Source organism: Priestia sp. JNUCC 25, assembly GCF_053667915.1.
In genome coordinates this window covers 2,066,558-2,092,906 of the sequence record NZ_CM132211.1, presented here as the reverse complement: position 1 = coordinate 2,092,906, position 26,349 = coordinate 2,066,558, and the positions used below count along the sequence as shown (strand labels likewise).

At 37.9% G+C, this 26,349-nt stretch carries 28 protein-coding genes; 8 read left to right on the top strand and 20 right to left on the bottom strand.

From position 1 onward, the window contains the following. Positions 1 to 270 precede the first annotated feature (270 nt). Positions 271 to 1,188 carry a heme o synthase gene (gene cyoE, locus JNUCC25_RS10590; RefSeq protein ID WP_013056789.1) on the top strand — a complete coding sequence of 306 codons (918 nt, stop codon included), beginning with the start codon at positions 271 to 273 and terminating at the stop codon, positions 1,186 to 1,188. Between the two features lie 24 nt (positions 1,189 to 1,212). On the opposite strand, the gene JNUCC25_RS10585 is transcribed toward cyoE, so the two are convergent. Both JNUCC25_RS10585 and JNUCC25_RS10580 read right to left on the bottom strand, forming a co-directional pair. After that, positions 1,213 to 2,151: a carbohydrate kinase family protein gene (locus tag JNUCC25_RS10585; protein ID WP_041816544.1), complete on the bottom strand. Its 939-nt coding sequence runs from the start codon at positions 2,149 to 2,151 to the stop codon at positions 1,213 to 1,215. Position 2,152: 1 nt separating this feature from the next. Further along, complete coding sequence (locus JNUCC25_RS10580) at positions 2,153 to 2,362, bottom strand: cysteine-rich CWC family protein (RefSeq protein ID WP_064471608.1); 210 nt, start codon at positions 2,360 to 2,362, stop codon at positions 2,153 to 2,155. Between the two features lie 163 nt (positions 2,363 to 2,525). Here JNUCC25_RS10580 and JNUCC25_RS10575 point away from each other — a divergent pair, with 163 nt between their 5' ends. After that, on the top strand, positions 2,526 to 3,881 hold the full coding sequence (locus JNUCC25_RS10575) for a D-serine ammonia-lyase (RefSeq protein ID WP_064471607.1): 1,356 nt from the start codon (positions 2,526 to 2,528) through the stop codon (positions 3,879 to 3,881). Between the two features lie 35 nt (positions 3,882 to 3,916). Here the strand turns inward: JNUCC25_RS10575 and JNUCC25_RS10570 are convergent, their stop codons facing one another. The 3 genes from JNUCC25_RS10570 to JNUCC25_RS10560 all read right to left on the bottom strand — a co-directional run bounded on the left by JNUCC25_RS10570 (position 3,917) and on the right by JNUCC25_RS10560 (position 7,248). Then, the gene (locus JNUCC25_RS10570) at positions 3,917 to 5,299 is read right to left on the bottom strand and encodes a PH domain-containing protein (RefSeq protein ID WP_263033021.1); all 1,383 of its coding nucleotides are present in this window, start codon (positions 5,297 to 5,299) and stop codon (positions 3,917 to 3,919) included. Beyond that, positions 5,292 to 5,774: a PH domain-containing protein gene (locus tag JNUCC25_RS10565; RefSeq protein WP_013056785.1), complete on the bottom strand. Its 483-nt coding sequence runs from the start codon at positions 5,772 to 5,774 to the stop codon at positions 5,292 to 5,294. The genes JNUCC25_RS10570 and JNUCC25_RS10565 overlap by 8 nt, the downstream gene beginning before the upstream one ends. A gap of 142 nt (positions 5,775 to 5,916) precedes the next feature. Beyond that, entirely contained in the window at positions 5,917 to 7,248 is a 1,332-nt protein-coding gene (locus JNUCC25_RS10560) for an NAD-dependent malic enzyme (RefSeq protein ID WP_014460373.1), read from the bottom strand. A 309-nt stretch (positions 7,249 to 7,557) separates the two neighbouring features. Here JNUCC25_RS10560 and JNUCC25_RS10555 point away from each other — a divergent pair, with 309 nt between their 5' ends. After that, complete coding sequence (locus JNUCC25_RS10555) at positions 7,558 to 8,136, top strand: LOG family protein (RefSeq protein ID WP_029321425.1); 579 nt, start codon at positions 7,558 to 7,560, stop codon at positions 8,134 to 8,136. Positions 8,137 to 8,165: 29 nt separating this feature from the next. Here JNUCC25_RS10555 and JNUCC25_RS10550 read toward each other — a convergent pair whose 3' ends face one another. Continuing rightward, positions 8,166 to 9,377: a cytochrome P450 gene (locus JNUCC25_RS10550; RefSeq protein ID WP_013056782.1), complete on the bottom strand. Its 1,212-nt coding sequence runs from the start codon at positions 9,375 to 9,377 to the stop codon at positions 8,166 to 8,168. Between the two features lie 285 nt (positions 9,378 to 9,662). Here JNUCC25_RS10550 and JNUCC25_RS10545 point away from each other — a divergent pair, with 285 nt between their 5' ends. Together JNUCC25_RS10545 and JNUCC25_RS10540 are read left to right on the top strand one after the other, a co-directional pair. After that, the gene (locus JNUCC25_RS10545; RefSeq protein WP_013056781.1) at positions 9,663 to 10,394 is read left to right on the top strand and encodes a ZIP family metal transporter; all 732 of its coding nucleotides are present in this window, start codon (positions 9,663 to 9,665) and stop codon (positions 10,392 to 10,394) included. Positions 10,395 to 10,477: 83 nt separating this feature from the next. Beyond that, complete coding sequence (locus JNUCC25_RS10540) at positions 10,478 to 11,020, top strand: DUF4825 domain-containing protein (protein WP_064471605.1); 543 nt, start codon at positions 10,478 to 10,480, stop codon at positions 11,018 to 11,020. A gap of 20 nt (positions 11,021 to 11,040) precedes the next feature. Here JNUCC25_RS10540 and JNUCC25_RS10535 read toward each other — a convergent pair whose 3' ends face one another. Both JNUCC25_RS10535 and JNUCC25_RS10530 read right to left on the bottom strand, forming a co-directional pair. Continuing rightward, complete coding sequence (locus JNUCC25_RS10535) at positions 11,041 to 11,943, bottom strand: GNAT family N-acetyltransferase (protein WP_064471604.1); 903 nt, start codon at positions 11,941 to 11,943, stop codon at positions 11,041 to 11,043. 155 nt (positions 11,944 to 12,098) lie between these two features. Continuing rightward, entirely contained in the window at positions 12,099 to 13,958 is a 1,860-nt protein-coding gene (locus JNUCC25_RS10530; RefSeq protein WP_064471603.1) for an N-acetylmuramoyl-L-alanine amidase, read from the bottom strand. A 472-nt stretch (positions 13,959 to 14,430) separates the two neighbouring features. On the opposite strand from JNUCC25_RS10530, the gene JNUCC25_RS10525 reads away from it, so the two are divergent. Beyond that, positions 14,431 to 14,811, top strand: coding sequence for a plasmid mobilization protein (locus tag JNUCC25_RS10525; protein WP_013056777.1), 381 nt, complete (start codon positions 14,431 to 14,433; stop codon positions 14,809 to 14,811). Between the two features lie 56 nt (positions 14,812 to 14,867). On the opposite strand, the gene JNUCC25_RS10520 is transcribed toward JNUCC25_RS10525, so the two are convergent. The 12 genes from JNUCC25_RS10520 to JNUCC25_RS10465 form a co-directional block, all read right to left on the bottom strand. Then, positions 14,868 to 15,047, bottom strand: a complete 180-nt coding sequence (locus JNUCC25_RS10520; RefSeq protein WP_025752091.1) for a hypothetical protein — start codon at positions 15,045 to 15,047, stop codon at positions 14,868 to 14,870. Between the two features lie 99 nt (positions 15,048 to 15,146). Beyond that, positions 15,147 to 16,145: an N-acetylmuramoyl-L-alanine amidase family protein gene (locus tag JNUCC25_RS10515; RefSeq protein ID WP_029321415.1), complete on the bottom strand. Its 999-nt coding sequence runs from the start codon at positions 16,143 to 16,145 to the stop codon at positions 15,147 to 15,149. Between the two features lie 96 nt (positions 16,146 to 16,241). Further along, positions 16,242 to 16,778 carry a hypothetical protein gene (locus JNUCC25_RS10510; RefSeq protein WP_013056774.1) on the bottom strand — a complete coding sequence of 179 codons (537 nt, stop codon included), beginning with the start codon at positions 16,776 to 16,778 and terminating at the stop codon, positions 16,242 to 16,244. Between the two features lie 135 nt (positions 16,779 to 16,913). After that, positions 16,914 to 18,236 (bottom strand): LLM class flavin-dependent oxidoreductase, encoded by a 1,323-nt coding sequence (locus tag JNUCC25_RS10505; RefSeq protein ID WP_013056773.1) that lies wholly within the window; start codon positions 18,234 to 18,236, stop codon positions 16,914 to 16,916. A gap of 1 nt (position 18,237) precedes the next feature. Continuing rightward, positions 18,238 to 18,960: a riboflavin kinase gene (locus tag JNUCC25_RS10500; RefSeq protein ID WP_035439125.1), complete on the bottom strand. Its 723-nt coding sequence runs from the start codon at positions 18,958 to 18,960 to the stop codon at positions 18,238 to 18,240. Between the two features lie 165 nt (positions 18,961 to 19,125). After that, entirely contained in the window at positions 19,126 to 19,899 is a 774-nt protein-coding gene (locus JNUCC25_RS10495; protein ID WP_029321411.1) for an amino acid ABC transporter ATP-binding protein, read from the bottom strand. Beyond that, on the bottom strand, positions 19,896 to 20,606 hold the full coding sequence (locus JNUCC25_RS10490; RefSeq protein WP_013056770.1) for an amino acid ABC transporter permease: 711 nt from the start codon (positions 20,604 to 20,606) through the stop codon (positions 19,896 to 19,898). The genes JNUCC25_RS10495 and JNUCC25_RS10490 overlap by 4 nt, the downstream gene beginning before the upstream one ends. A 27-nt stretch (positions 20,607 to 20,633) precedes the next feature. Beyond that, positions 20,634 to 21,332 (bottom strand): amino acid ABC transporter permease, encoded by a 699-nt coding sequence (locus tag JNUCC25_RS10485; protein WP_013056769.1) that lies wholly within the window; start codon positions 21,330 to 21,332, stop codon positions 20,634 to 20,636. Between the two features lie 74 nt (positions 21,333 to 21,406). Then, a complete protein-coding gene (locus JNUCC25_RS10480; RefSeq protein WP_013056768.1) occupies positions 21,407 to 22,228 on the bottom strand; it encodes an amino acid ABC transporter substrate-binding protein in 822 nt (273 codons plus the stop codon). Positions 22,229 to 22,297: 69 nt separating this feature from the next. After that, positions 22,298 to 22,564 carry a glutaredoxin family protein gene (locus tag JNUCC25_RS10475; RefSeq protein ID WP_013056767.1) on the bottom strand — a complete coding sequence of 89 codons (267 nt, stop codon included), beginning with the start codon at positions 22,562 to 22,564 and terminating at the stop codon, positions 22,298 to 22,300. Positions 22,565 to 22,590: 26 nt separating this feature from the next. Then, positions 22,591 to 23,115, bottom strand: a complete 525-nt coding sequence (locus tag JNUCC25_RS10470) for a GNAT family N-acetyltransferase (RefSeq protein WP_013056766.1) — start codon at positions 23,113 to 23,115, stop codon at positions 22,591 to 22,593. A 10-nt stretch (positions 23,116 to 23,125) separates the two neighbouring features. Next, positions 23,126 to 23,656, bottom strand: coding sequence for a hypothetical protein (locus JNUCC25_RS10465; protein WP_029321409.1), 531 nt, complete (start codon positions 23,654 to 23,656; stop codon positions 23,126 to 23,128). 328 nt (positions 23,657 to 23,984) lie between these two features. Between JNUCC25_RS10465 and JNUCC25_RS10460 the strand changes: the two genes are divergently transcribed. Beyond that, positions 23,985 to 25,010 carry an LLM class flavin-dependent oxidoreductase gene (locus JNUCC25_RS10460; protein ID WP_064471601.1) on the top strand — a complete coding sequence of 342 codons (1,026 nt, stop codon included), beginning with the start codon at positions 23,985 to 23,987 and terminating at the stop codon, positions 25,008 to 25,010. 478 nt (positions 25,011 to 25,488) lie between these two features. After that, entirely contained in the window at positions 25,489 to 26,310 is an 822-nt protein-coding gene (locus tag JNUCC25_RS10455) for a Cof-type HAD-IIB family hydrolase (RefSeq protein WP_013056763.1), read from the top strand. The last annotated feature ends 39 nt before the right edge of the window (positions 26,311 to 26,349 follow it).

The following is a 26,349-nucleotide window of genomic DNA, read 5'->3' as shown; positions in this document are numbered from 1 at the left end:
TAAGTTCGAGTTTCTTGCTCGTTAAAAGTTCACCAGATAGTCAAAATTTTCATTTTTAAGCATTCCATTTTTATCTTATAATAAAGGATGTACTTATTTTTAATTGGTAATTCGACATTTTTCTTTGTTTTTTTAAAAAGTTCAAGGAATGTTAACAAATTTTACGAGCAACCTTGATGTAATTACGATATTTTTTTGTTAAAATAGTTTAGTTGATTAATAAAGATTAGGTTTATTCATGCAAGAATAAGCTCAAAAAGGAGAATTGCTGTGAAAAATACCGAAGTTATCACAAAGGAATCACTTCCTATCAATCAGTATTTTTCCCGGGAAGTAATCAGTGCTATTATAAAAACTGGGATTATTAAATCGAACTCACTAGGAATGGTTGCTGGGCTTTGTCTCGCAATTGCTGTTAATGACTTAAGCTTTGTGACACAAATTCCTATCATTATTTTGGCTTTAATTGGGACATCCTTTGTCGTAGGAGGAGCTGGGGCAGTTAATAACTTCTATGACCGTGATATTGATGCGATCATGAAACGTACGAAAGACAGACCGACGGTAACAGGAGCGGTCAACCCTAAATTTGCTCTATGGTTAGGACTGGCTTTATTTGTTATCGGTGTAGGTATTTTATTTTTAGTTTCTAACATGGCCGCCATTATGGGTATTTTAGGATTTTTCTTTTATGTAGTGCCTTACACTATGCTTACAAAACGTACAACCATTTATAATACCGAAGTCGGAAGTATTTCTGGAGCTATGCCTCCAATCATTGGCTGGGCCGCTATTTCACCAGACTTATTTCATCCGGTAGCAATTGGATTGTTTGTATTTATGTTTTTATGGCAGCCTCCTCACTTCTACGCTATTGCGATTAGAAGACTTGAGGAATATAAAGCCGCAGGTGTACCAATGCTTCCTGTAGTAAAAGGTATCCGTCGTTCCAAAGTCCAAACGCTTGTATACCTAGTTATTTTACTAGCGGCATCTTTCTTATTTTTGTCGTTTAGTAAAATTATCGCATTTACAATGTTCGGTTTAACATTAGTGTGGATGCTTCTTGGAATTGTTGGATTTAAAAAATTAGAAGATACAAAATGGGCTACTTTAATGTTTGTGTTCTCATTGAACCATCTTACGATTATTTTTGCCCTTATGATTATACTGTCATTTTTTAAATAATAAACTTTCAAAAGCAGGTAGCTATCAGCTACCTGCTTTTATACTAGATACATCTTTTGCTTTAAGCGAAATTATTCCTCCATACCTTGCCGAAACTGCTCCACCTAACGCGTTAGCAAAGGTTGTGTACTGCTTCTGTGACTCCTCACTTTCAGGTAATCCTTTTTCGTGAACGCACCATAAAATTCCTGCCATAAATGCATCACCCGCTCCCGTCGTGTCTATCGCCTGCACTTCTTTTGCACTCACATGAAGCGTTTGATTTGCAGTAACGGCTGCTGCGCCATTTTCTCCCTGAGTGACCCATACGTACGGAATATGATATGCTCTCAGTTTTTCTAGGCTTTCTGTCAGGTCTGCTGAATTCATCAAAAATAGGAGCTCATCTTGAGAGATTTTCAAAATGTCTGTTTCGGACAAAAACGGTGTCACGATATTTCTACATGCTGCTTCACTTTCCCATCTTTTCATTCGAATATTTGGATCAAACGCTACAAGCATACGATGTTTTTTTGCGAGCCTCACAGCTTCTTTTGTAGTTTCCTGAGAAATCGGATGAAACAACGTACCTGATCCAAAATAAAAAATCGCTGCCTGCTCAAATAAAGCTTCCTGCAGCTCATGTTTATACACTTGCTCATGAGGTGTAGAATCTATGTAGGAATGAAAGTAACGATCTCCTTCTTTACTTTTATGTACATACACTTCACAAACTTTTTTAGTCTCCGATATTACACAGCCGCTTTGATTCACTCCTTCAATTAAAAGGTTCTTTCTTACAAAATCACTTGTTTCATCACTGCCTAACTTGCAGATATAATATGCTTTTGCTCCTAACTTCTGAACTCCAACTGCTACATTAACGGTTGTGCCTCCCAAAAAAGGGTCAAAGCTAGTGTTAAATTCGTTTTTAGCAATATAATCAATAAAGGCCTCACCGTATGAAATAATTCCTTTTTTCAAGTTAATCCTCACCTTCTTTCTTCTGTCTCTCAACGCATTTGACACATACACACGCTTTTCCTCTGCTTTCTAAAGGAATTTGTTTAAACAGACCAGGAGTAAAAACTTTCTGCATACACCAACACTTTTCTATTTCTCTGCCTTGTACAGAAGCACAGTTATTTTTTTCTCCGCAGATAGGACATCTGCTATCATCGCCTGAAAATGGCATGAATTCCTCTCCTTTTTTTCTATGTAATTGTATAGATTATCTTTATTAGTATACAAGAGGTGGTTAAAATGTGCTTTCTGCTTTTTGATATTTTCGTTTTCAACTTCTTCTATTCTTGATACTATACATATAAAGGAAATAACATATTGCGAAAGGAGCCTTTATGACGACACATTTATTTCACCAAAAGCCCCTTGCTACATGGATGCATGAATATCCTTTATTAACACCTTTAATCAATAAACAGGAAATACTTTGGATAAATCCTTTTATAAAACCTGCTCAAGGAGAACTTTCTTCACTTTCTTTACATACCAAAGATATAAAAGATGCAAAAGAACGTCTTTCTCGCTTTTCTTCTTTTCTTCAAATCGCTTTTCCGGAGCTGAAAGCATCAAAAGGAATCATTGAATCACCTCTTCAAGAAATTGCATACATGAAAGACTATTTAAATCAACAAATGAATCACATGCTGCAAGGAAAATTACTGATGAAATGCGATCATGATCTTCCCATATCAGGTTCTATTAAAGCAAGAGGCGGCATTTATGAAGTATTAAAATTTGCTGAAAGTCTTGCTATCAAAGAAGGACTGCTTACCGAGGAAGACAGCTACGCTCTTCTAGCTGAAGAACGATGTAAAAAGTTATTTTCTTCTTATTCTATTGCAGTAGGATCTACCGGTAATTTAGGTTTAAGCATTGGTATTATGAGCGCTACTCTCGGCTTTAACGTCACCGTCCATATGTCAGCGGACGCTAAAAAATGGAAAAAAGATCTGCTTCGTTCTAAAGGTGTAACCGTTATTGAATATCAGTCTGACTACGGAAAAGCCGTGGAAGAAGGACGAAAGCAAGCCGAAGCAGACCCCGCCTGTCATTTTATTGACGATGAGCAGTCTAGAGATTTATTTCTTGGTTATTCCGTCGCTGCTTTACGTTTGAAAAAGCAGCTAGCCGAGCTGCGGATTCAAGTAGACGCCGAACACCCTTTATTTGTCTATTTACCTTGCGGAGTAGGCGGAGGTCCTGGCGGTATTACGTTTGGATTAAAAGCAATATACGGCGATCACGTTCACTGCTTTTTTGCTGAACCTACTCACTCTCCTTGCATGCTGCTTGGATTAATGACCGAGCTGCATGATGGCATTTCCGTTACGGATATTGGACTTGATAACGCAACAGCTGCCGATGGACTAGCTGTAGGAAGGCCATCTAGCTTTGTAGGCGAAACGATAAAATCGCTTATTAGCGGAATTTATACCGTAGAAGATGATCAGCTTTTCCGATTTATTTATGAGCTAGCCAATCGTGAAAATATGTATATAGAACCTTCAGCAGCGGCTGGTCTACAAGGACCTCTCCACCTGATGGAAAGCGGGTCTTCCTATATACAAGCGCAAGGACTAGAAAACGATATGTCAAAAGCTACTCACCTTGTATGGTCAACTGGAGGCAGTATGGTGCCAGTTGAGGTGATGAATAGCTATTACGAGCAAGGGAAAAAATTTAATGAATAGATAACGTCAAAAGGCATGGAGAACAATGATGTTCTTCATGCCTTTTTAGACGAAGTAGCTTGCAGAAAGATAGGATGCCAAATCTCAAATGGAAAATATCCCGACTTATAGCTGCCGCTTGTACCCATAGTTGCAATTTTTATTTTTCTGTATCCTTTTTTCCATAAAAAGGTGCCTGCAAACACCTCAATTTCTTCTATTTTCTTTCTTCTAATAATCGTTGTTTTTCGTGTTAAAAACTGCGATCGAATACTGACAAATACATCGTTCATCATTAAGCCGCCTTGACGATAGCTGCCCCAGTGAATAAGTACGTATACAAGGCATAGCACAGCAATAATCCACACAAACATGGATTTCCAAAAGCTGATGCCAATCCCTGCCGCCGCAAATAACAAGACCGGTACTAGTAATGGATACCACGCATATTGAATTGCTGTATTTCTTGGACACTTTATATATTCATAGTGCGGCACATATACGTTCATTAACGCTGCAATCTTTTTTTGCTGGATAAACGGGTGCAAATAGACCTTTTCTTTTAAATCAGAGGTTACGACGTTTAACGAAACGGAAGACCATCCAAATAAGCGTCGAACCAACCCTTCCTCTATCGTAACAGCCTGTATTTTATGAAAAGGAATCGTAAGGGATTTCTTATTTAACAGTCCGTATTTAATATGTAGATAATGATCGTAGCGTTCTACGGTAAAACCGCCAAATCGTATCACATATAAAACGATAGACAGCAAATAAGCAAGCACCACAATTACAGTCACTAATACAAATAAACCAAGCATCGATTGATGAATCACTTCTTCGTAAGCTGTCTTCACCCAGCGGTTGATATACGTATCAATATACTGATAGAGAAAACCAAGAGCAGCAAATATATAGCCAAAATTCCCGGAAAACGCAGCAGCTAACGCCAGCTGTTTCACCGACACTTTCATCGTACGTTCAGGACTTTTTTCCCTTATTTCCCGCTGACTCCCTGACAGCTTTAACGTATCTTTAAGATGGTGCGCTTCTTTTAGTGAAATACCAGATAAATCAATTTCAGCATCTGTACCGCTGCTGGCCGTGTCAATACGAAGCCGGGCTAAGCGAAGAATTCTAAAAACAAAAGGCTGATCTAACTGAATCGATTGAATGCGATTTCGTTGAATAAATCTTTTTTCTTTTTTAAAAATCCCTTTATACAGACGCACTTCCGTTTCCGTTACTTCATAACGAAATTCCTTCCAAGTAAAAAAAGCAAATAAAGCGACTACGCCTCCCGCTAATAGCGTTGCCCACCAATATGTAAACAACAGGTGCCGATTGACAATAAATACAAACACAAAAGGCAGGATATTATTTTTTATATGTTCAATAAATGCTATTGCAATATATAGCGGATGCAGCCGCTTACTCATCTTCATCATCTACCTCTGCTAGTCTAGCAATATACTCTCGCAGTGCTTCAGCATCTCTTTGTACAAGTGCAGGAATTTCGACGCTTCCAGCTGCTGTGATGATTTTAACAGATGCCAAGTCAAATTTTCGAAAAATCGGCCCTGTCAACGTTTCAACGTGCTGCACTTTCACAAGCGGAATTTTCGTATGATACCAGATGAACAGCCCTCTTTGTACATCAATTTGAGTATCTGTGACTTCATATGAATATACATTCATATATACATTTGGAGCTATAATTGTATATATGATAAAGCTCACGACTAATAGTCCAGCTGATATCCATCCAATAATTGACCACCAATCAAAAAAATGAACGAGTAGAAAATAACCCGCTGTTGCAAGAAGCCACAGGCTATGCGTAAAAATGGATTGCCAGCGCATCGCTTTTTTAGCCTCGAGGGGCAATTTGCCCTTTAAATGTTCAAACTCCATAAAAACTCCTTTCTCTACCTTTTTTACTATTTCTATTACTATATTACGTTAAAAAAGGAAAAAAGTTTCATAGTTTGCTATTTTCTTATTATTTTTTGATAAAAAACAAACAAGGCTGCCTATTTCGAGGCAGCCTTGTTTGTTATCGATAAACGCCGTCTTTCTCTCCGTGTACAACAGCCGCTCTTTCAACTGCTTCAGATACTGCTTCATGTACAGCTAGATTAAGAGGATGAGGAACTAAATCGCCTGGACGCGTTGAATTTGCAATGGCTTCAGCTGCAGCTACAAGCATCGTATGCGTAATATCGCGCACCCCCGCATTTAACACTCCTCTGAAAATACCTGGGAAGCCAAGTACATTATTTACTGACCTTCCGTCAGTAGCGTAAATAGCTCCTGCTTCAAGAGCATCTTCAGGTTCAATTTCTGGCTTTGGATTAGAAAGTGCTAGAATGATTTGCCCTTTTCGAATCCATTCTTTTTGTATTAAGCCAGGTACACCTGTTGTCGCAATAACAATATCACAGTTCTCCATAAGCTCTTCTAATGAATCCGCTACTTTTCCACCGTAGCTGACTAAGCGCTCATTCGCTTCAGGAGACTTATCAGCTCCTATCACCTGTTTAACACCGTAAGCCATGAACATTCTGCAAGTAGCGATGCCGGCAGCTCCTAAGCCGATTTGTCCTACTTTTGCTTCTTTCAAATTCACACCTGTGCTGCGACAAGCTGAGATAGCTGCCGCTAGTGTCACCACCGCTGTTCCGTGCTGATCATCATGCATAACTGGAATATCGAGCTCTTCTTTTAAACGTTCTTCAATTTCAAAGCAGTGAGGCGACCCTATATCTTCTAGTAAAATACCGCCAAATCCCGGTGAAATATTTTTAACCGTTTGAATGATTTCTTCCGGCTCATTTACATTCAACAAAATAGGGATAGCGTTTACATTGGCAAGTTGATCAAATAACGCAGCTTTTCCTTCCATAACAGGCATTCCTGCAACTGGACCAATATTTCCTAATCCTAGTATAGCGGTACCATCTGTTACAATCGCAACCGTGTTTCCAATACTCGTATAAATCTTCGCTTTGTCCGGCTGTTCTTGAATAGCACGGCAAACGTTTGCTACACCAGGGGTATATACTCTTCTTAAATCAGCAATTGACTCAATTTTCATTTTGCTTTTCATTTGAATTTTGCCGCCTTCATGCGCATGAAGAACTTCATCTGATACTGTATGTAAAGTAATGCCTTCTAAACTGCGAACCGCTTCAAGCAATTCCTCAAGCTGGTCTTCACTTTCTACTTGAACCGTAATGCTTCTCATGGTGTAGTTATGTCCTACTTTAACGGTTTCAACTTCACCAATATCTCCTCCAACATTTCCAATAGCTGTTGCTACTCTTCCTAAGTTTCCCGGTACGGTCGGTGTTTGTACCATTAATGTGCGTATTAAATTGTTCATCATATCCCCATATCCCCCTTGTCTTAATCCTGCAAGTACGTATGCTTACTAATTGATACGTTTAAAATGGTCAAATTTCCTATAAGTTCATGTTATCTACTTATCTTACAAGTAGATCTATACGTACTGTCTTTTCCATTAAAAGAAAAGCAATAGATAACGCTTTCAAACAGACGTTTCGCTTTGATTATAAGCAAAGTTTTTAGAATAATCAAGCGATGACATTGTGAAAATTCATAAATTATTAAGAAGGAATTTGTTCTTCACAAACAGAAAAGACTTATATAGAAAAGAAACAAAGGAGTGAATCAATTGAAATCAATTTGTGTGTTTGCAGGATCAAGCGCTGGAATAAAAACAGAATATAAAGAGGCCGCCGTCTCGCTAGGACGCTACATGGCCCAAAAAAACTACCGGCTGATTTACGGAGGCTCGCGAATGGGCCTGATGGGAGAAGTCGCAAATGAAATGCTTCAGCATGGAGGCGAAGTCATCGGCATTATGCCCCGCGGTTTGTTTAGCGGTGAAATTGTTCATACCGCGCTGACAGAACTCATCGAAGTAGAGAGCATGCATGAGCGAAAGGCAACTATGCACGAGTTAGCTGATGGTTATATTGCGCTTCCTGGAGGTTTCGGGACATTTGAAGAGTTGTTTGAGGCTCTTTGCTGGGCTCAAATTGGTATACATAAAAAACCAGTAGGGTTATTAAATGTGAACGGCTACTACAACCCGCTTATGCAAATGGTTCAGCATGCCGTAGATGAAGGGTTTTCTACGGATTCTGCTATTCGTCTCATCAACATTTCTGATACTCCCGAGCAGCTTATCTCTTCAATGGACACGTACACGTCCCCTTCAGAGGACCAAAAATGGAACACTGAACGCTAAAAAGCAAGCGCATAATTTGCGCTCGCTTTTTAAGCTTTATTAAAAGTAATCTCGTATTTTTTTACGCCAAAAACAAAAGGGCTGCCTATTGGTTTTAAAGACTGATTTTGAACTTTCGAAAATTCTCCTTTTTCTAGTAACTTAGTAAAAGCAATTTTCCCTTCCATTCTTGCTAGCGGTGCTCCTAAGCAAAAATGGATGCCAAATCCAAAGCTCACGTGAGGATTTGTTTTACGATGCACGACAAAAGTGTCAGGACGTTCAAACTTAGCTGAATCTCTATTTGCACTCGCTGCCCAGCTAATTACCTGCTGTCCTTTTTTAATCTTACACTCTCCAAGTTCTACATCTTCAGCAGCTATGCGTCCAATCGCTTGAATAGGAGGATAATAGCGAAGCGTTTCTTCTACCAGGTTCGGAACCAGCGATATGTCTCGACGAACTTCATTCTGCACGTCTACGTCTTCTGTCATATACCGAACTCCGTTCGTAATTAAGTTTGTTGTTGTCTCATTACCTGCTACTAGCAATAAAATACAAAACCCCAGCACTTCCTCTTCTGTTAAATGCTCGCCGTCGATTTCTGCTTCTAAAAGAAGCGAAATGAGATCTTCTTGTTTATTTTGCTGACGCTCCGCGATAATTTCTTTAAAATACCCTTGTAAAAAAATCACGCCTTCATTACGCTTTTGCATCATTTTCGCAAAAGCTTCGTCTGAATTATTTTCAGCACCGCTCACTAAGTCATCGGAGTATTTTTTAAACAGTGCTCGGTCTTGTATTGGTACTCCTAGCAGCTCTGCTATTACAATAATCGGCAGTGGTCCAGCAAAGTCTTCTACTATGTCAAACTTTTTTTTGCTGCTTACTTCATCTAATAAATAATCTGCAATCTCTTCAATATGACCCTCCAAGTGCTGAATAGCTCTTGGCGTAAAAGCTTTGTTTACTAAGTTTCGTAACTTTGTATGTTTTGGAGGGTCCATCATTAAAATACTTTCTTGGCGTTCTTCCATTGCTCGTTTGGATGAAAAAAGCGACGGGTTTTTTAAAATATACTTTACTGTTTCATAATCAAATACATCCCAGCAGTTTCGGCTTTCATCGTAACGAATAGGTGCCTCTTGACGCAGACTGTTATAAATATCAAATGGGTAAAGCTGCTGTTCAACTGATTTGATTTCTTGCATAGGAATCCAGTTAGCATAGCGATTTTCTCTTTTTACTGCTTTTGAATTCATCTCGTATTCCTTCTTTCGTTTAAAAGTGACCTCGTTAAGTTTTTTAATCTTCTACAGGTCAAAGAATTTTTTTCCATCTTTGTATCTTTTGATCAGACTATCACAAGGTTTTTTCACTTTCAACGGACATAATCAGAAAATTTTGTCAATTATACAGAAGACTTATTTTATTTAAGGTCTAAATCAGTGATTATTTTCCATTTTTTTAGTTCATTTATCTTGTTTCATAATAATCATAGAGATGGTTACACTACAAGTAAGTACGTAAGAAAGTAGGGATCTCATGTGATAGATGCCCTTATGTGGGGTGGTGTCTCAGGCTCAGCTGTATTAATTGGAGCTATTATAGCTATTTTTATACCTTTAAAAAAACAGTTGACTGCTTATATTATGGCTTTTGGCACGGGCGTTTTGTTAGGAGCTGCTGCTTACGAGCTCATTCAAGATTCGGTAAAAGAAGCGGGAATCATTGCTTCTTCTTTAGGCTTTTTAACAGGCGCAGCACTTTTTACTCTTCTTGACATCTCCTTAGCTAAAAAAGGCGCTCACAAAAGAAAACGTTCGGACCACCTTGTCCCCGCTAGCTCGGGACTAGCCATTTTTATTGGTACCATTATGGATGCTATACCTGAGTCACTGATGATTGGCGCAAGTTTGATTGAACAGCACCACGTTAGCTGGCTGCTTGTTGTTTCTATTTTTATCAGCAATATACCCGAAGGAATCTCCGGGACAAGCGGACTACTAAAAAGCCAATATAAGCAAAAGAAAATTTTTTCATTATGGCTTTCTGTCTTCTTTATCTCAGCTCTTTGTTCTTGGATTGGATATCTATTTCTTCAAAATGCTACCCCAAACATGATGGGTTTTATTGCCTCATTCGCCGGGGGTGGAATTGTGTCAATGGTTGCTTCTACGATGTTGCCGGAAGCTTTTGAAGAAGGTGGCCCTGTTATTGGTTTTATTGCTTCATTAGGGTTATTAACTTCTATTATTTTGGATTATCTGTCTTTTTAGTGAATAAACTTATATTTTGTATGAAACAAAATATATAGGTCTTTCGTCTTTACAAGTAGATATAAATAAAAGGAGTTACCATTATGAAAAAAATATATGCTTCTCTTACACTTTGCACAGTGCTCACTTGCCTATCAGGGTGTGCTTATGCACCTCATAATAATCTGTCTGCCGAAAGAGTCTCTGCTTCTTCTATTCAACATACTTCTTCAAAACATGAGGCTTCAGTAGAGCAAATTACAAATAAGCTTCCAGGACACGTTTATTTAAAAGGTATAGCCTTTCAAGATACGCAAAAACCTTATTACTTAGCAATTAATTACGCTGCAATAAATAATCAGCATACGTTTGAAAAAAGCTGGACGCCTGTGAAAACTAAACGCATACTTTTACATAACGCAATCATCTTACTTTCTGCCGTACAAAATGCTGACAGCGTTCACTTTACTATTAATACGACTGTTCCTCAGACAATCACCATTACTCGAAAAGAGTTAACCGACTTCTACGGAATAGATCTTCGGAATTATAATGATGTGAAACAAGTATGGAAAGAAAAATTCGAAGGACAGCAAGAAAAAATCGAGGAATTTTATGATGCACATCCAATTACGGAAATGCAGTAAAAGCGGCCCATGGCCGCTTTTTAAAGTTGTTTTTTCATAAACACCTGCTCAAGTTTGATTCCTTCATCTGTATATAAATCTTGAAAACCAAATGATTTTAACATTTTCACGAGTAAGCTATTTCTTTTTTCAGGTACATTATATGTATTGTAAGCAATTGGTCCATACATATTAAAAATGGTTGCTAATAAAAAGCCCAGAACGTCCTCTGAATTTGAGATATGTTCCTTAACGCTTCCTTGATAAAAAGTAACGAAATTCACGATGCCTATGGAAGAAAAATTCTTTTGAAATAACAAATAGCCAACTTCTTCGTTTTTTTCATTCAACGCAATAAACGATTCTCCATCATGAATACAGTCAAATTGATTTTTCCACGGAACGTCGTACGTATAAAAGGGTAGGTTTCGAATATTTTTTGCAAGCCTTCGCTTTAACGAATACGTAAGCTGATTCTTCTTTTTAAGTAGAGAAGCGTGAAAACTACCTCTATGCTTTAGAAATAAAAGCTTATCTACAATCTCATATCCGTATTTCTGATAAAGGTGAATGGCTTTTTCATTCACTTTAAATGCTTCCAGACTGGCTTCCACTACTCCTTGCTGCTGGTATCTCTCAAGTGTAGCTTTTAGTAAGGCTTCACCAATCCCCATTTTTCGGTAAAGGAATGCTACACCTGTACCTCCATTCCAAGCATGTTTTTTTCCCTTGACCTTTTTTATTCCATTTAACATAATTCCAGCTGGTGTATTATTATAAAAAGCCATAAAAGAATGGTCGACAGATAGCTGATCGAAACCAAATCTACAAGTGAATTGATCTAGTGACAGCTCAATCGGAAGATAATAATCTTCAAAACCTTTATTGAATACTTGTAATGCATCAGAAAAAGAACACTGACTTAGAGGCTTAATTATAATCACGGGACATTCCTTCCTTTTGTAAAAAGATAATAAGCTAGAAAATCATTATAAGAAAACATCATCAATAACATTCTGAATTTTTGTGGTTTTTAAAAGAAAAGAAAGAGACATACCGTTTAAACACCCTGTCTCTTCCTTTCTTTTAACACTCTATTCTATTGTCTTTTAACCTCTACATCCGACGCTTTCACAAACGCATAGCGGTGATTAAAATAAATTTGATAATATTCGTCTTTTCCAACAATCATTTTGTGATCGTTTGGATTTGTTGTAAAAGTGGGTGCATAGTAATAGTCACTCCTTACTTTTTCTACCGCCACGTACACCTGCTCTGGAGAAATTTTATACTGAAGTGGCACCATAGCTTTAACTGGTATACCAGAAGGATAGGCTGAAGCTTCCGGAAAAGCTCCTCCGTATACTTGAATGCTTTCTTTTCCTGGTTTTGGCGTTAATAATATGCCTGTACCTTTACTTGTATTTTTATTATGCGGATTATAAAACCACGCTTTTTGCCCTCCGTACCAAATCGCTGTCCATTCTCCTTTTGTCTCAGCTACTGCATACGTTTGGCCAGTTACAGCTTTGCTTCCCCAGTCTAACGTTTGTTTCGTTCCCGGTCCTGAAGCTGCAGGCTCGTTCAGTAGCGGTGAATCATTGCTGGGAGCTTGATGCAAATACACAAAGTTGGCCGGCTGCTTTGGTGCATCTGATACCTCCGGCTGATTGTTTTGAAAGACTGGATTAATCGTAACGGCTAGTTTGTTTGTGTGCTGGCGCTCAACCGGGCTTCCTACCAAATCCATATAGTGTCCCCAATCCCAAAACGGCCCGGGATCTGAATGCATACCTGATTGAGCCTTAGGAGACAAACCTGGCACCTCGTCATGACCAATAATGTGAGCTCGGTCTAACGGAATATTATATTCTTTGGCAAGGTGGCGTACGAGTCTTGCCGAAGAACGGTACATTTCTTCTGTAAACCACGTGGATCCTTCAAGCGCAAACCCTTCATGCTCGATTCCAATACTGTGCGTATTAAAATACCAGTTTCCTGCATGCCATGCTACGTCTTTGTTATGAATCATCTGTGCGATGTGACCATCACTTGAACGGATTACATAGTTTGCAGCTGCTCTATTTGGGTTAGCAAACAAATCAATCGTTCCATCATAACTTACTTCTGTATCATGAATAACAATATAGCGAACATCTGATTTTTGGCGATTCGCAATATCATAGTTTCCGTAATCTGAAGGACTTTCGCTGAATTTCCCGTAAAATGCAGGGATGTATTCACATTTTAAAGATGCGGGACAATCTGCTTTATTCGTATTGGAATTTTCAGAGCGAGGAATCGATATATCTATGTTTTGAGGAGAAATTTTAAGATGCTGTCCATCTGAAGTTGTAAGCTCTGCTCCTTTTTCCAATGTTTCATATACATCATCGGCAAATACTTGAGCGTTTTCTTTATCCTGAGAAGCACTGTAAGCGGCGACTGCATCGTACCATTTCTGATCAGTGGACGGTATGTTTCCATTTTTGTCTTTTGCGATAAAAGCTAGCACAGCAGCGCCACCGCGAATATTTTGCACAGGATCTTTTTTTAATCTTTCTTTATCTGAGTTAAGCAGCTTAGCAGCTAAGGAGAGCGTTTGCTGTTTGTCATATGCTGGTTTTGAAGATGCAGCTCCGTTTCCTTTTCCATCTTCTAAAGAAGGGATGTCTGTTAAATGCATAAGACCGTATCCCCCGGCCGCACTAGGTTTTCCATTATGATTTTCCCAGCGCGACTTGTTGTAGGAAATTGCTTTTAAAAGCGAAGCTGGCACACCAAATTCTTTAGATGCTTGTGCAAATGCTAGCTCCAAAGAATCTGACTGATCCTCTGCAGCCAAAGCGACTACAGGCGCTTGTAGCGTATGAATAGACGTATAAGCTGTACACATAACCCCGGCTGCAAGCATGGCTACCCCTATCTTATTTAATTTTAATCGTTTCTTTAGTTTCAAACGTATTCCTCCCCCGTAAAGTATGTAAATGAAGTCAATAAAGACATAATATGACTTTACCTCGTTCTCAACCATTTCGTCTTCTTTCTTTCTATTCCCTTGAGACAATAGTCTAGAAGATTCGACAGAGTTACTAGGAGGAAAGATGTGGTACGAGGAAAAAATCATAAAAATCATCCCTCTTCTTTAAAGCTGCGCTCTCAAAAATGGTTGAGTACAAAGGCGGTCCATTCATCCCTTTTGCTGCCTTTTTAATAAAGCAGCAATATTGTAGATAATGACATTCCTTCTATAATTCAACTATTACTAAACCAAATTTCTTAATTTACCAGTTTTTTAACAGACTGTACGTTCGACATTTTAGTAACTTTTCACCATAGTTAACCATGGAAAAGGTTGCTATTATTAAAGACAAGAGAATGTTTACATATGATTGAACGCAGCAAGAACTGCTCTTGAAAGGAGATACCTTATGAGAGGACACAGCATTCCAGCAATTAAGTTGAATGAAGAAGAAAAAGAAAAATTAGAGGAACTTATTGAACACTATAATTTAAAACGAACGTCTCTCATTCGAAAATTTATTATGGATGGAAAAGTCAAGCCTCCTTTAATCGGCAAAGAAGCAGGTGTGGAACTATTGGTTAACCTCCGAAAGATTGAGTCTGAACTAAGCCGGCTAAGCAATAATATGCATCAAATTGCAAAGTACTTACATAAACCAAAAGATAAGCAAAACCATTCACAGAATCTTGAAGAAATACTATTAGAAATGATGAAAAAACAAAAACATGTACAAGAAGATGTAGAGACTATTTCAGAGCAGCTTAGCGATCATTTATACGTTAAATAGAGAAAAAACGCTCTTTTCATTTCAGAAAAGAGCGTTTTTTATAAAGAAGTAGGGATTTAAATGCTTTTTTTCATCCCGCACTTTGCGCATGTACGGATAAAAATAAAGTCTTTTACTAAGCTTTTAAATTTCACATGTCCACAGTTATCGCATCTGCCTGCAACTTTATCCGGAAACTCCTCATATACATATACTTTTGTTAAATCAATCGCTTCTTGTTGCTCTTCCATTTCCATCACACCTTTATGCATCTTTACGATTCAGCTCTTTATATTCTATCAAAAATAAGTAAAATTACTAGGGTGAAAGCTTCAAAAAACAAGCAGGTTTTTTCACTATTTTTTTATCCGTTCAGCTTTGTACCACCATTTTTCTCTATCTAAAAATGCTTTTACATTCAGTATTTTTTTATCCCGAAGTGTAATGATGGCTACTGCAGCTCCTTCTTTGGAAAAGGTTACCGCTGTTTCTAACTTTTCTTTCGTCACAAATACTTTTAATGTTTCCATATTCTCTTTTGTTAATTCCGCAGTTGTGATGGTTTCTCCTTCAATGATTGTATCTTTTTTTTCAATAAAATGTTGTCCATCAATCACCCAGGCTGCACGCGTTTCACCATAAACTTGAAAGAGGGTATTCTTTTTTAAATAACCTGTTCTCTCTGACATATTTGCATCCTTATACGTCTCCGTATCCTCAGTTGTTTTAATCCATAAAGGTTTATATAAAAAAGTAGGCTTTGGACAACCTTCCTCGTCAGAATCTCCCAAAGGATTTGTAGATTTAGGCTCCAAGTTTAAAAACTGTGCAACCCCTTTTGCATATGCCACCCCCATATCTTTTAGAAATTGAGGATTTTTTAAGAGCTTTGCATCATGTTCTGTATCAATAAACCCAATTTTAGTTAGTACAGACGGCATATATGAACGCCTTAACAAACTATGATTAGCCAATTTCCTGCCTCGGTTAGAGTGATTGTATTTAGTGAGAACAAATTTCACATGATCGTGAATATCGTTTCGTAACACAATGGTTTGGTTATTTATATTTTTGCTATAAATAAAATCTTCATATCCCGTTTCGCCGCCTGAATTTATATGAATAGATAAGTATACATCAGCACCCCACGCATTGGCTTTGTTGACCCGTTCATTTAATGACAAAAACACATCGGTTGTACGCGTTGTACAAAGAGAAAATCCTTGATAGTGAGTAGAAAGAAAAGAGATGATGTACTGTTGAACAGCTAACACTAAGTCTTTTTCATACAGCCCGCTGGCGACAGCCCCTAGATCTGCCCCTCCGTGACCTGCATCTAAATAAATTTTTTTCATATAACCTGTCTCCTCCTTATCCGTAGCATATGCATGAATAAGCGAAGACGTTTGTTATACAAAACTACTTTTATGTATAAAGCTTTTTGCTATGGCTCATTTAGAAGTCTTTACAACTGATTTACCATAGCTGGTAACATCAAAATATGTATTTGATCCATCGTCTTCATTGATCACAACATCTAAGTCATGAAAATAACGATGAAGTTCTTTTAACAGTGCTTGATCTTTCGTCTGCTCTAGCTGTCCAGCGAGCTTCTCCATATGCTGAAAGTCTTTCTTTAAAACAGAATCTTTTACTTCAATCGTGCCAATCGTATTTTTAATGGCTGTCGCTTCTTCTTGTACGGCAGGCCAGTCTGGGTGCTCAATGGCACTCCACCCCGTCAAATCATTTAGTACGTCATGATGTTCAGCTATAAAATCTTTTGCCTGCTGATCACTGCTTTCCAGCTTATCAACTTTTTGTTGATTCACTTTAATGGCACTTGCCTTTATACTTTGCTGTGATAAAAAAGGAATTTTTCCGTTTTGGTACAATATCCATCCTGTCGCTCCTCCCCCGACTAAAAGAACGGATAAAGATATCGAAATGATCATACGCTTTTTCTTACTTTTATGTCTTTTTTCCATTTGACTCCTTTCCGGGTATTCAAAACCCTTTAGGCCTTATGAACTGAAACGAATAACCTACAAAAAGAATTTTACCATATTTTTAATATTAAAAATATTAAAAAAGAGACTCCTTCGAGTCTCTTTGAATCCACTTCAATTAACTTTCACCTGTGTGTAGCGATTCTTAGGAACATTCAACTGCAAGTTACTTCTTAACGTACTCCCTTCGTATTCTGTACGATACAGGCCTCTTTCTTGCAGTATCGGTACAACGTGTTCAACAAAGTCATCTAAGCCATGGGGAACGCTTGAATGAATAATAAAGCCGTCAGCTCCTTTTTCTTCAAACCACTGTTCCATCAAATTAGCGATATGCTCTGGCGTCCCAATAAATTGTGTTTTAGGTGTAGCAATTCGCAGCGCTGCTTCTCGCAGTGTCCACTTATATTTTTTAGCATTTTCTTTAATTTTGTCTGTTGTACTGCGGAAACTATTACTTCCTATATCTCCTAAGTCAGGAAATGCCTCATCTAATGGAAACTGTGAAAAATCAAAATGATCGAAAAAGCGTCCTAAGTAGTTTAGCGCATGTTCAATTGTCACCAATTGAGAAAGTTCTTCATATTTTCTTTCGGCTTCTTCGTTTGTACTACCAATTATAGGACCAATTCCCGGGAAAATTAAAAGTTCGTTTTCATTGCGCCCTTGCGCTGCGGCTCTTGATTTTACGTCTTGGTAAAAAGCTTTTGCTTCTTCTAAATTGTCTTGTCCCGTAAACACTGCGTCAGCCGTTTTCGCTGCTAGATCTTTGCCGCTTTCAGAAGAGCCTGCTTGAAACACTACGGGCTGCCCCTGAACTGAGCGGCCAATGTTTAACGGGCCTTCTACAGAAAAAAATTCGCCTTTGTGATGCAATCGGTGCAGCTTTTTCTCCTCAAAAAATTGTCCGGTTTCTTTATTTCGAATAAAAGCATCATCTTCCCAAGAATCCCATAATCCCTTTGTTACTTCTAGAAACTCTTCAGCTATTCTATAGCGTTTGTCATGAGTGGGGTGCTCTTTTCCATAGTTAAGCGCAGATCCTTCTAATGGAGATGTGACAACATTCCATCCCGCTCGGCCGCTGCTAATATGATCAAGTGAAGCAAATTGTCTAGCCACCGTAAACGGTTCGCTATACGAAGTCGATAGAGTGCCGACTAAACCAATATGAGAAGTGACAGAAGCAAGTGCTGATAGAATAGTAAGAGGTTCAAAACGATTCAAAAAATGCGGAAGCGATTTTTCATTAATGTATAACCCATCGGCAATGAACACTAAATCAAATTTTCCTTCTTCCGCTTTTTGAGCCTGCTGCTTGTAAAAATCGAAATTAACGCTGGCATCTGACAAAATTTCAGGGTGTCTCCACGCCCCCATATTTCCTCCGACTCCATGAATAATAGCCCCTAGCTTTAATTGTCTTTGATGTGTCATATTACCATTCTCCTTTTTCATATCCATTCATAAATTCTCGTAATTGATTAGTTAAACCGCCTGCTCCAAAGCGAAGGACTCCTTCTTTTTCTGTCTTTCTTTCATTTCCTTCTTGTGCAAATTGTAAAAAAGCGATAACGTGAACTCTTCTAGGGTGAATATTTTCAATTCCTTCGTCATAAAACCATTGATCAATTGTATTGTAAATCCCTTTATTGACTTTGAATTGACTGTGGCACCAATTAAAAAACTGGAGATCAGGCAGATTTAAATATCTCGCTTGCCCTAGCTTGGAAGCTGTAGCTTCACTAGATACATAGCCCATATGTTGAAATCTTTGCTTAGCTTGTAGCGTATCAGCTTTAATTTGATGCTTTAAAAACTCAATAGAAGGGAACTTTTTCTCTCCTCGCACCCGAAAGATTACGTCGCATTGAACTGTCTCTCCATAAATAACGTCGTTAAAATCCAAAATATGAACCTCAAATGTTTTAGATAGTTCCGATCCAAATGTCGGCTTAACCCCTACATTCATAACTCCTATATGTTCAAGTCCCCGCAGATGAACGAGGACACCATACACGCCATTTTTTAATTCCTCATGCTGAGTATCTATATTAGCTGTTGGAAACCCTAAGTATCTTCCTTGCTGCCTTCCAGGTACAACCTGGCCTTTTATAATAAGTTTTTTGCTTGTTTTAGCTTTTAATGCTCCTCTATTCACTACGTTCACCCTTCTTCCCTTAAGTCTAGTAAAAAATAAAAGGTTCTTTGCACAATGTCACACATTGTGCAAAGAACCTCTAGTGATCTAGTCGGTTTGTTTAATTTGATGATTTTATCATATACTTATTATTCCTATGAGTCAAGTTGGTTTTTGATTAAAATATTAGATTGTTTTTTCATAAATATAAGAGTAAGGAGAATGCGTTGGGTTAATACGCTTGAAAAATTGCTTTGTTCGATCTTCTTTTGGGTTTAAAAATATGTCTTCAGGATGACCTTGTTCGACAATCTTTCCTCCGTCCATAAACACCACGTGATTAGAAACTTCACGGGCAAAACTCATTTCGTGCGTCACAATGATCATCGTAATTCCTTCTTCAGCAATTTTACGAATAACAGACAGTACTTCACCCACCAGTTCAGGGTCCAAAGCAGACGTCGGCTCATCAAATAAAATGACTTCAGGATTTAAAGCAAGCGCTCTAGCAATGCCCACTCGCTGCTGTTGACCTCCTGATAACTGACTTGGATAAGCATTTGCTTTTTCAGCAAGCCCAACTTTTTCAAGGACGTCTAAACTGCGTTGTTTCGCTTCTTCCTTTGGCAGCTTTTGAACAATAACTAGCCCCTCCATAATATTTTCAATAACGGTTTTGTGTTTGAACAAGTTGTATTGCTGAAAAACCATCGTTGTTTTTTGTCGAAGAGTTAAAATGTCTTTGCGATTTGGCTTTTGGCACTGAACCGTAAATTGATCAATCGAAACTTCTCCTTCATCTGCTTTTTCTAAGAAATTAATGCAGCGTAAAAACGTAGTCTTTCCAGAACCACTCGGTCCTAAAATGGTTACAACGTCGCCTTTTTTAACAAGTAAATCAATACCGTCCAATACTGTATTATGACCAAATGTTTTTTTTATATTTGTTAGTGTAATCATACAACCCCTCCTCGATTATAAACAGTTAATTTACGTTCAAGCAGCGCTGTTATTCCTTCTATTAACATCGTCAGCATCCAATAAATAAGAGCAGCAGCAATATAGGCTTCTAAAAACTTGAGATTATTCGAAGCTACGATATTAGCAGCACCGTTTAGCTCTTTTTGCGATACGATGAATGCGATAGAAGACGTATGCAAAAAGCCGATGAAGATATTACATAAATTCGGTAAAGACAAAGCAAACGCCTGTGGAAAAACAATTCGTTTCATCGATTGAAAACGATTCATCCCAATAGCATACGCAGCCTCAATTTGTCCTTTTTCTACAGCTAACAAACCAGAGCGAATAATCTCTGACATATAAGCTCCCGCTGTAAAAGACAAAGCGATTAATACAAATACGACAATAGGAATGCTGTTTGCATTGAAGCCCCATCCATAGTAACTCGATAGTTTATTAATAAATAGCGGGAACCCTAGGTAAATAACCATAATATGAAGAATAGCAGGCGTTCCTCGGAAAAATGATACGTATACGTTGGCAATTGGCGTTATTATTTTCACTGAATTGATTCTCACAGCCGCAACAGCAATACCAATAAGCAACCCGCCTAGTAACGGACCGATGGTAATAAGGAGCGTTAAAGGCAATGCCTTTAAAATTTCTACAAATGCTGTCCATATAAACGGTACGTCAATAATCATGTTTACACCTCTTTTAGTAAGCTCGTTTTATACATGAACAGGCTGATCATGTTTTTGCAGCTTCTGTTCTGATTTCACAAAAAATTTCTCTAATATAATCGCCACAAAATAATAAATAATGGCAAGTGCGATATATACCTCCACTGCATGAGCCGTTGCAGCGATAATGGTATCTCCTCTTCCCATCATATCCATCACACCAATGGTAAAGGCTAAAGACGTATCTTTTAAGGACCCAATCACAAGATTTCCAAAGTTAGGAAAGGCTACAACGAGAGCTTGCGGCAGCACAATTCGAGTGAACGTTTGTTTTCCGGTCATTCCTATACTATAAGCTGCTTCAGTTTGCCCTTTATCTACACTATTAATGGCACCGCGCATCATTTCAGAAAAAGACGCCGCCGTGCTCAGTGAATACGTGATAATAACAAATACGAGCGGAGCCATTCTTGAAACGTCAATATGAATCAATTGTAAAAGGGCAGGTATCCCGTAAAAAACTAAAAATAATTGAATTAAAATAGGCGTTCCCCTCATAAAAGAAATATAAACTGCTGCTATTTGACTTAACACCGGTACTTTATAAATACGAGGCAGGGCAATAAACAATCCCAAGGTACTGCCAATCACAAGTGAAGCAATCAAAATCCAAATTGTAATATGCAAATAAGATAATAATTGAGGAATAGAGGTGAAAATCAGCTCTATATCAAATGCTTTTCCCATCTTTTTCTCTCCTTTGTTTCCCTCTACAGGTAGCGAAAGGACCCAAGTTCAAGGCTTGGGTCACAGTAAGTGCTTTAATTATTTCCAGCTGCTTTTGTATAATCTTCTCCCAGCCATTTTTTACTTAATTTTGTCAATGTTCCGTCTTCTTTTATTTCTTTTAACGCTTTATCAACATCTTTTTGTAAACCTGTTTCATTTTTGCGAAGCATAAAATATACTTTTGAATTTGAAATAGCAGGCCCTACAACTTTTTGCTCTGCGTCCGCTTGTTTATTGACAAAGTCAACTGCAAACGGCGTACTAATCGTGGCATCCGCACGCCCTGTTTTCAGCTGCGTTTTTGTATCATCAGATCCTTGGCCTGAATAGACGATATTAATTTTATTTCCATGTTCTTTGTTATACTTATCGATTAAGTTAGCAGAATTACTCGTTGCTCCTACAATTACCTTTTTACCGTTCAAATCTTTAATTGATTTAATAGACGTATTTTTTTCGTTTACAACTACATGTAGCGGAAAGATATTATAAGGTTCTTTATTAAAAAGGAACTTTTGTTTTCTCTCTTCATTCACTTCCATCTGATGGGCTACTAAATCAATTTTGTTCGATTCTAAGCTCAAAAGTAAATTAGAAAAATCCATTGTCTTAAATTCGAACTTATAGTTTGGAAGACGTTTGTCTATTTCTTTAACAAGTTCTACGTCATACCCTGTTAGATTTCCTTTATCATCAAGAAAGCAAATGTTCGGAAATTGCGTACCCGTTCCTACAATAATTTTTTGTACTTTGTCTTTGCTTGCGTTAGCCGCTGTTTCTTTATTTGGTGTTCCGCAAGCGGCTAGTAATAAAAGAAGTGATAAAAAGATAGCTGTCAGCTGTAGTTTTTTCATGTGTTTTGTCCCTCACTATGTCTCAAAATAATTTATTGTTTTAATGAATTAATAAAATACATGTTCCAGCTATTTAACGATTGGTGAATAGTCTTCAATCAATTTTTCTATTTGTTCATAATCTTTTTCAATTACTCCTTTAAACTGCCCCTCGTCTCCAATTTCAACGACCGGTACATGGCGAATACCGTATTTAAATTCAAGTAAATCCCGCAAATAATCTTTTCCTTCTACATCGATACTTTCATATTGATATCCTTTCTCATGAAAATATGCTTTTAGTTCCTCGCAATGATGACAACCTTTTCGATTCCATAATAAAATCTTTACTGACATTTTGTCTCCTCTTTTCTTTTTAATTATTAATTAGCTTTTTGCAACTCTTTGTGTTTTTCTAACTCGTATCTTTCAGGATGTAAGATTTTCCTTAAGAATACGCCTTTTCCTTCTTCTCCTTGATCGACTTCAAAAAAACGTTCGTACCCTTTCCTTTCATACATAGGAATCAACCACGGATGTCGATCAGAAGTAGCCAATGTAACGGCAGGTTCCCCCAATTGATCCCGAATAATTGTTTCTTCAACCCATGTTAAGAGTTTAGAACCTACTCCTTTCTTTTTAACCAAAGGATCTACCGCAAACCACCATAAGAAAGGCCAGTTCGTTATTTCTTTATACGTTCTTGCTGTAATCGTAGCTACGATTTTTTTATCACTTTCCAGCACGTAGCAACGGCTGTTTTGAATGTTTTCTTTTACAAGTTCAATCGTTGCCGTTGCGGCTGGAAACTTAATTCCTAGCTCTCGAATCGGCTCGTATGCTCGAAGTGTTAAATTCAACAGTTCTTCAGCATCTTCTACGGTTGCTAATCGAAATAATTCACTCATTTTCTCCACCTCATTTTATAAATGATTGAAGAGATAGACCTGCTTTATAAATCAGCTCATCCACCGCTTCCTTTAAACGACTTTTAGCATTCATATTGTTGATGCCTGCAAAAGACACGTATTCATGCAGCAGAAAAAGACTGCTGAGCCAATAAGGTCTACCTAAAAAAGACGCTAAAAGTTTTAAATCATATTTAGCTTTTAGTAAAGAATTCACATTTTCCCCAACAAGAATCGGCAGAAGTATTTTTTTATGCAATAAATCTTCCGGCAATACTTTTGTTAGTTGTTCAAAAGACTGTACGTATGTTTCATTTACTCCAGATAACAGAACGACAATACTTTTAGCTTGGTTCACTTTTGAAATGAATACCTTTGCTTCTTTCTGAGCTTCCTCCGTTAAAGCGTGTACATCATGATACAAAATAGCTTCTGCGTGCACTCCTTTTGAGGTTAAGCAAGCTTCTAGCTCATCTTTTACTGAAGCTATTTGTTGATAATTATGAGAGCTTCCGTTATATAAAATACATACATCGCTCACTTTCTTCCCCTCCTTTTTATAGCAAAAAGGCTCCTGGAGTTTACTCAGGAGCCTTTGGTAGACCAATCAGCTTTAACTGTTTGTTTGATAAAACTGGAGAATGAAGTGAAGTGTCTTTGAAACATACTCACTTAATTCTTATTTATCCAAGTTGTTTTATCGGCTTTTCTGTTTGATGATTCAACTATATAGCCTCAAAATGGCAAAGTCAACTTATTTTTTTTAAAAATATTTTTCTTTTAAAAAACTCTTTTCATTTGGAAAATCCTTTGCTAAAATAAATCCCAATTATTCTTACCTTTTTTATCAACTTTAAGGAGTGTTTTCAGTGAAATTAAGTATTTTAGATCAAAGCCCACGTTATGAGGGTGAGCGTGCTGAAGATGCATTTCAGCATACCGTTCAATTAGCTCAGCTAGCAGAAGAACTTGGTTACCATCGCTTTTGGGTAGCCGAGCATCACGACTCTGAACATGTTGTAGGATCATCACCTGAAGTGTTAATTTCTCACCTGCTCGCTAAAACGCATCATATCCGTATTGGTTCAGGGGGCGTTATGCTTCAGCATTACAGCCCTTATAAAGTAGCAGAAAATTTTAATGTTTTAGCCTCATTATCTCCAAATCGCATCGATCTTGGAATCGGTAGAGCACCAGGAGGACTACCTCATTCTACTCAAGCCTTACAACAAAACTCTCAGCCCACTAAGTCCTTAACAGACAAACTGATAGAACTTAAACAATACCTAAACGATACGCTGCCGGAAGATCACCCTCTTTACGGTTTAAAAGCCTATCCAAGGCCGGAAAAAGCAGCAGATATGTTTTTACTGGGAGCAAGTGCTTCAAGCGCAGAGCTTGCGGGTTCATTAAACCTTCCTTATGTATTTGCTCAATTCATTAATGGTGATCAAAAAGTGCTAGAAGAAGCGATTTCTGTCTATAATCAGCACGTTTCATCTCGCGCACGCTCGCTTGTCGTTGCCCTTTCCGTCATCGTAGCGGATACCGTAGAAGAAGCAAAAGCATTAGCATCCAGCACAAAAATATTTAAAGTATACTTACAAAATGGTAACTCCGCTACATTAGGCTCCAAAGAAAAAGCGGAAGAATTTGGTCAGCAGTCCAAAGAAAGCTATCAAATTGAAGAAAAAGAAGCCAACGTCATATACGGTACAAAAGAAACCGTTCGTCAAAAGCTTAAAGCTTTGAAGCAGTCATTTTCTATTGATGAATTTATTATTCTTACTGCTATTCAAGATTTTGAACAAAAAAAGCGGTCTTATACGCTCTTAAAAGAAGCTTTCAGTGAAGGAGATGCTCAGAAAACTAATCACACTTTAGCTGCTTACTAATCTAGAAGCTGGGACAAATAAATTTTAGTTGAAGTAAAACACGAACTAATAATCAAAATTTCCGATTATTAGTTCGTGTTTTTTTATCATTAAAATGGACGTAGCTTTCATGTGTTTAGTTGCTTCTAGCTGGTGGTTGGAGGACAAGACAGAGACTCCTGCAGGAAAAGCGGAAGGGATGAAACCCCGCAGGAGCGTATGAGACGAGGAGGCTCATCCCCCGCGGAAAACGAAGTCTTGCACGGAAATCAACAGCGGTGTAACAAGTCATCCATACTAGATCATTTATTTCATTTGTTCGTCTATAGATCCGAGTGATTTCGTTATATCTCAATTTCTTTGTTTTATCTACTTACGAGGAGTTCAAACAAAGTATACGCATGCTTCTTTTTTTCAGAAAATCATTAAATTGAATCGAACGTTTTTTTATAGTACCATATGAAGATATGAGTCTAGTAAAAGAAGGGAATTTACACATATGCCTTACAAAATGATTGTTTTAGATTTGGATGATACACTATTATGCGATGATCACACTATTTCTCCGCGCACGAAAGAAGCATTAATGAACGCGCAAGAATCAGGAGTAAAAGTTGTACTTGCTTCTGGACGACCAACTTACGGAATGGTTCACATTGCGAAAGAGCTAGAATTAGAAAAGTACGGAAGCTTTATTTTATCGTTTAACGGGGCAAAAATTATTAATTGCTTAACAAATGAAGAGCTATTTAGCAGCACATTATCTCCGAGAACCGTTGCACGTCTCAACGATATTAGCCGCGAAGAAGGCGTTTTAATTCATACGTACGTTGGAGATGAAATTATAACAGAAGTAGAAAATAAATTTACGGATATTGAAAGTGACATTACAGGTCTGCCGATCCGTGTTGTTTCATCTTTTACTGATGCCGTTACAGAACCTGTTGTAAAAGTACTCATGCTTGCAGAACCAGAAATGCTGGTTCACGTTGAAAAGAAACTTCAAAAGCAGCTTCAAGGAGAGCTAAGCGTAATGCGCTCTAAACCATACTTCCTTGAATTTACAGAAGAAGGCGTCACAAAAGGGACAAGTCTCCACTTATTAATTCAACAGCTTGGCATTACACGCGATGAAGTGATCGCCATTGGCGACAGTTATAATGATCTTGCCATGATTGAATTTGCTGGACTTGGCGTAGCAATGGGAAATGCTCCTGAAGATATTAAAGAAAAAGCCAACCACGTAACAGATACAAACATGAACGACGGTGTGGCAAAAGTTGTGGAAGAATTTATCTTAAAACCCGTTAGCGTTTCATAAGACAAAAAAAGCAGCTCGTACGAACCGAGCTGCTTTTTT

Excerpts from the sequence above, each read along its gene's own strand:
- JNUCC25_RS10580 (WP_064471608.1), bottom strand. The coding sequence starts at position 2,362 with ATGCCATTTTCAGGCGATGATAGCAGATGTCCTATCTGCGGAGAAAAA.
- JNUCC25_RS10575 (WP_064471607.1), top strand. The coding sequence starts at position 2,526 with ATGACGACACATTTATTTCACCAAAAGCCCCTTGCTACATGGATGCAT.
- JNUCC25_RS10570 (WP_263033021.1), bottom strand. The coding sequence starts at position 5,299 with ATGAGTAAGCGGCTGCATCCGCTATATATTGCAATAGCATTTATTGAA.
- JNUCC25_RS10565 (WP_013056785.1), bottom strand. The coding sequence starts at position 5,774 with ATGGAGTTTGAACATTTAAAGGGCAAATTGCCCCTCGAGGCTAAAAAA.
- JNUCC25_RS10560 (WP_014460373.1), bottom strand. The coding sequence starts at position 7,248 with ATGATGAACAATTTAATACGCACATTAATGGTACAAACACCGACCGTA.
- JNUCC25_RS10550 (WP_013056782.1), bottom strand. The coding sequence starts at position 9,377 with ATGAATTCAAAAGCAGTAAAAAGAGAAAATCGCTATGCTAACTGGATT.
- JNUCC25_RS10540 (WP_064471605.1), top strand. The coding sequence starts at position 10,478 with ATGAAAAAAATATATGCTTCTCTTACACTTTGCACAGTGCTCACTTGC.
- JNUCC25_RS10525 (WP_013056777.1), top strand. The coding sequence starts at position 14,431 with ATGAGAGGACACAGCATTCCAGCAATTAAGTTGAATGAAGAAGAAAAA.
- JNUCC25_RS10520 (WP_025752091.1), bottom strand. The coding sequence starts at position 15,047 with ATGGAAATGGAAGAGCAACAAGAAGCGATTGATTTAACAAAAGTATAT.
- JNUCC25_RS10515 (WP_029321415.1), bottom strand. The coding sequence starts at position 16,145 with ATGAAAAAAATTTATTTAGATGCAGGTCACGGAGGGGCAGATCTAGGG.
- JNUCC25_RS10510 (WP_013056774.1), bottom strand. The coding sequence starts at position 16,778 with ATGGAAAAAAGACATAAAAGTAAGAAAAAGCGTATGATCATTTCGATA.
- JNUCC25_RS10505 (WP_013056773.1), bottom strand. The coding sequence starts at position 18,236 with ATGACACATCAAAGACAATTAAAGCTAGGGGCTATTATTCATGGAGTC.
- JNUCC25_RS10495 (WP_029321411.1), bottom strand. The coding sequence starts at position 19,899 with ATGATTACACTAACAAATATAAAAAAAACATTTGGTCATAATACAGTA.
- JNUCC25_RS10490 (WP_013056770.1), bottom strand. The coding sequence starts at position 20,606 with ATGATTATTGACGTACCGTTTATATGGACAGCATTTGTAGAAATTTTA.
- JNUCC25_RS10485 (WP_013056769.1), bottom strand. The coding sequence starts at position 21,332 with ATGGGAAAAGCATTTGATATAGAGCTGATTTTCACCTCTATTCCTCAA.
- JNUCC25_RS10480 (WP_013056768.1), bottom strand. The coding sequence starts at position 22,228 with ATGAAAAAACTACAGCTGACAGCTATCTTTTTATCACTTCTTTTATTA.
- JNUCC25_RS10475 (WP_013056767.1), bottom strand. The coding sequence starts at position 22,564 with ATGTCAGTAAAGATTTTATTATGGAATCGAAAAGGTTGTCATCATTGC.
- JNUCC25_RS10470 (WP_013056766.1), bottom strand. The coding sequence starts at position 23,115 with ATGAGTGAATTATTTCGATTAGCAACCGTAGAAGATGCTGAAGAACTG.
- JNUCC25_RS10455 (WP_013056763.1), top strand. The coding sequence starts at position 25,489 with ATGCCTTACAAAATGATTGTTTTAGATTTGGATGATACACTATTATGC.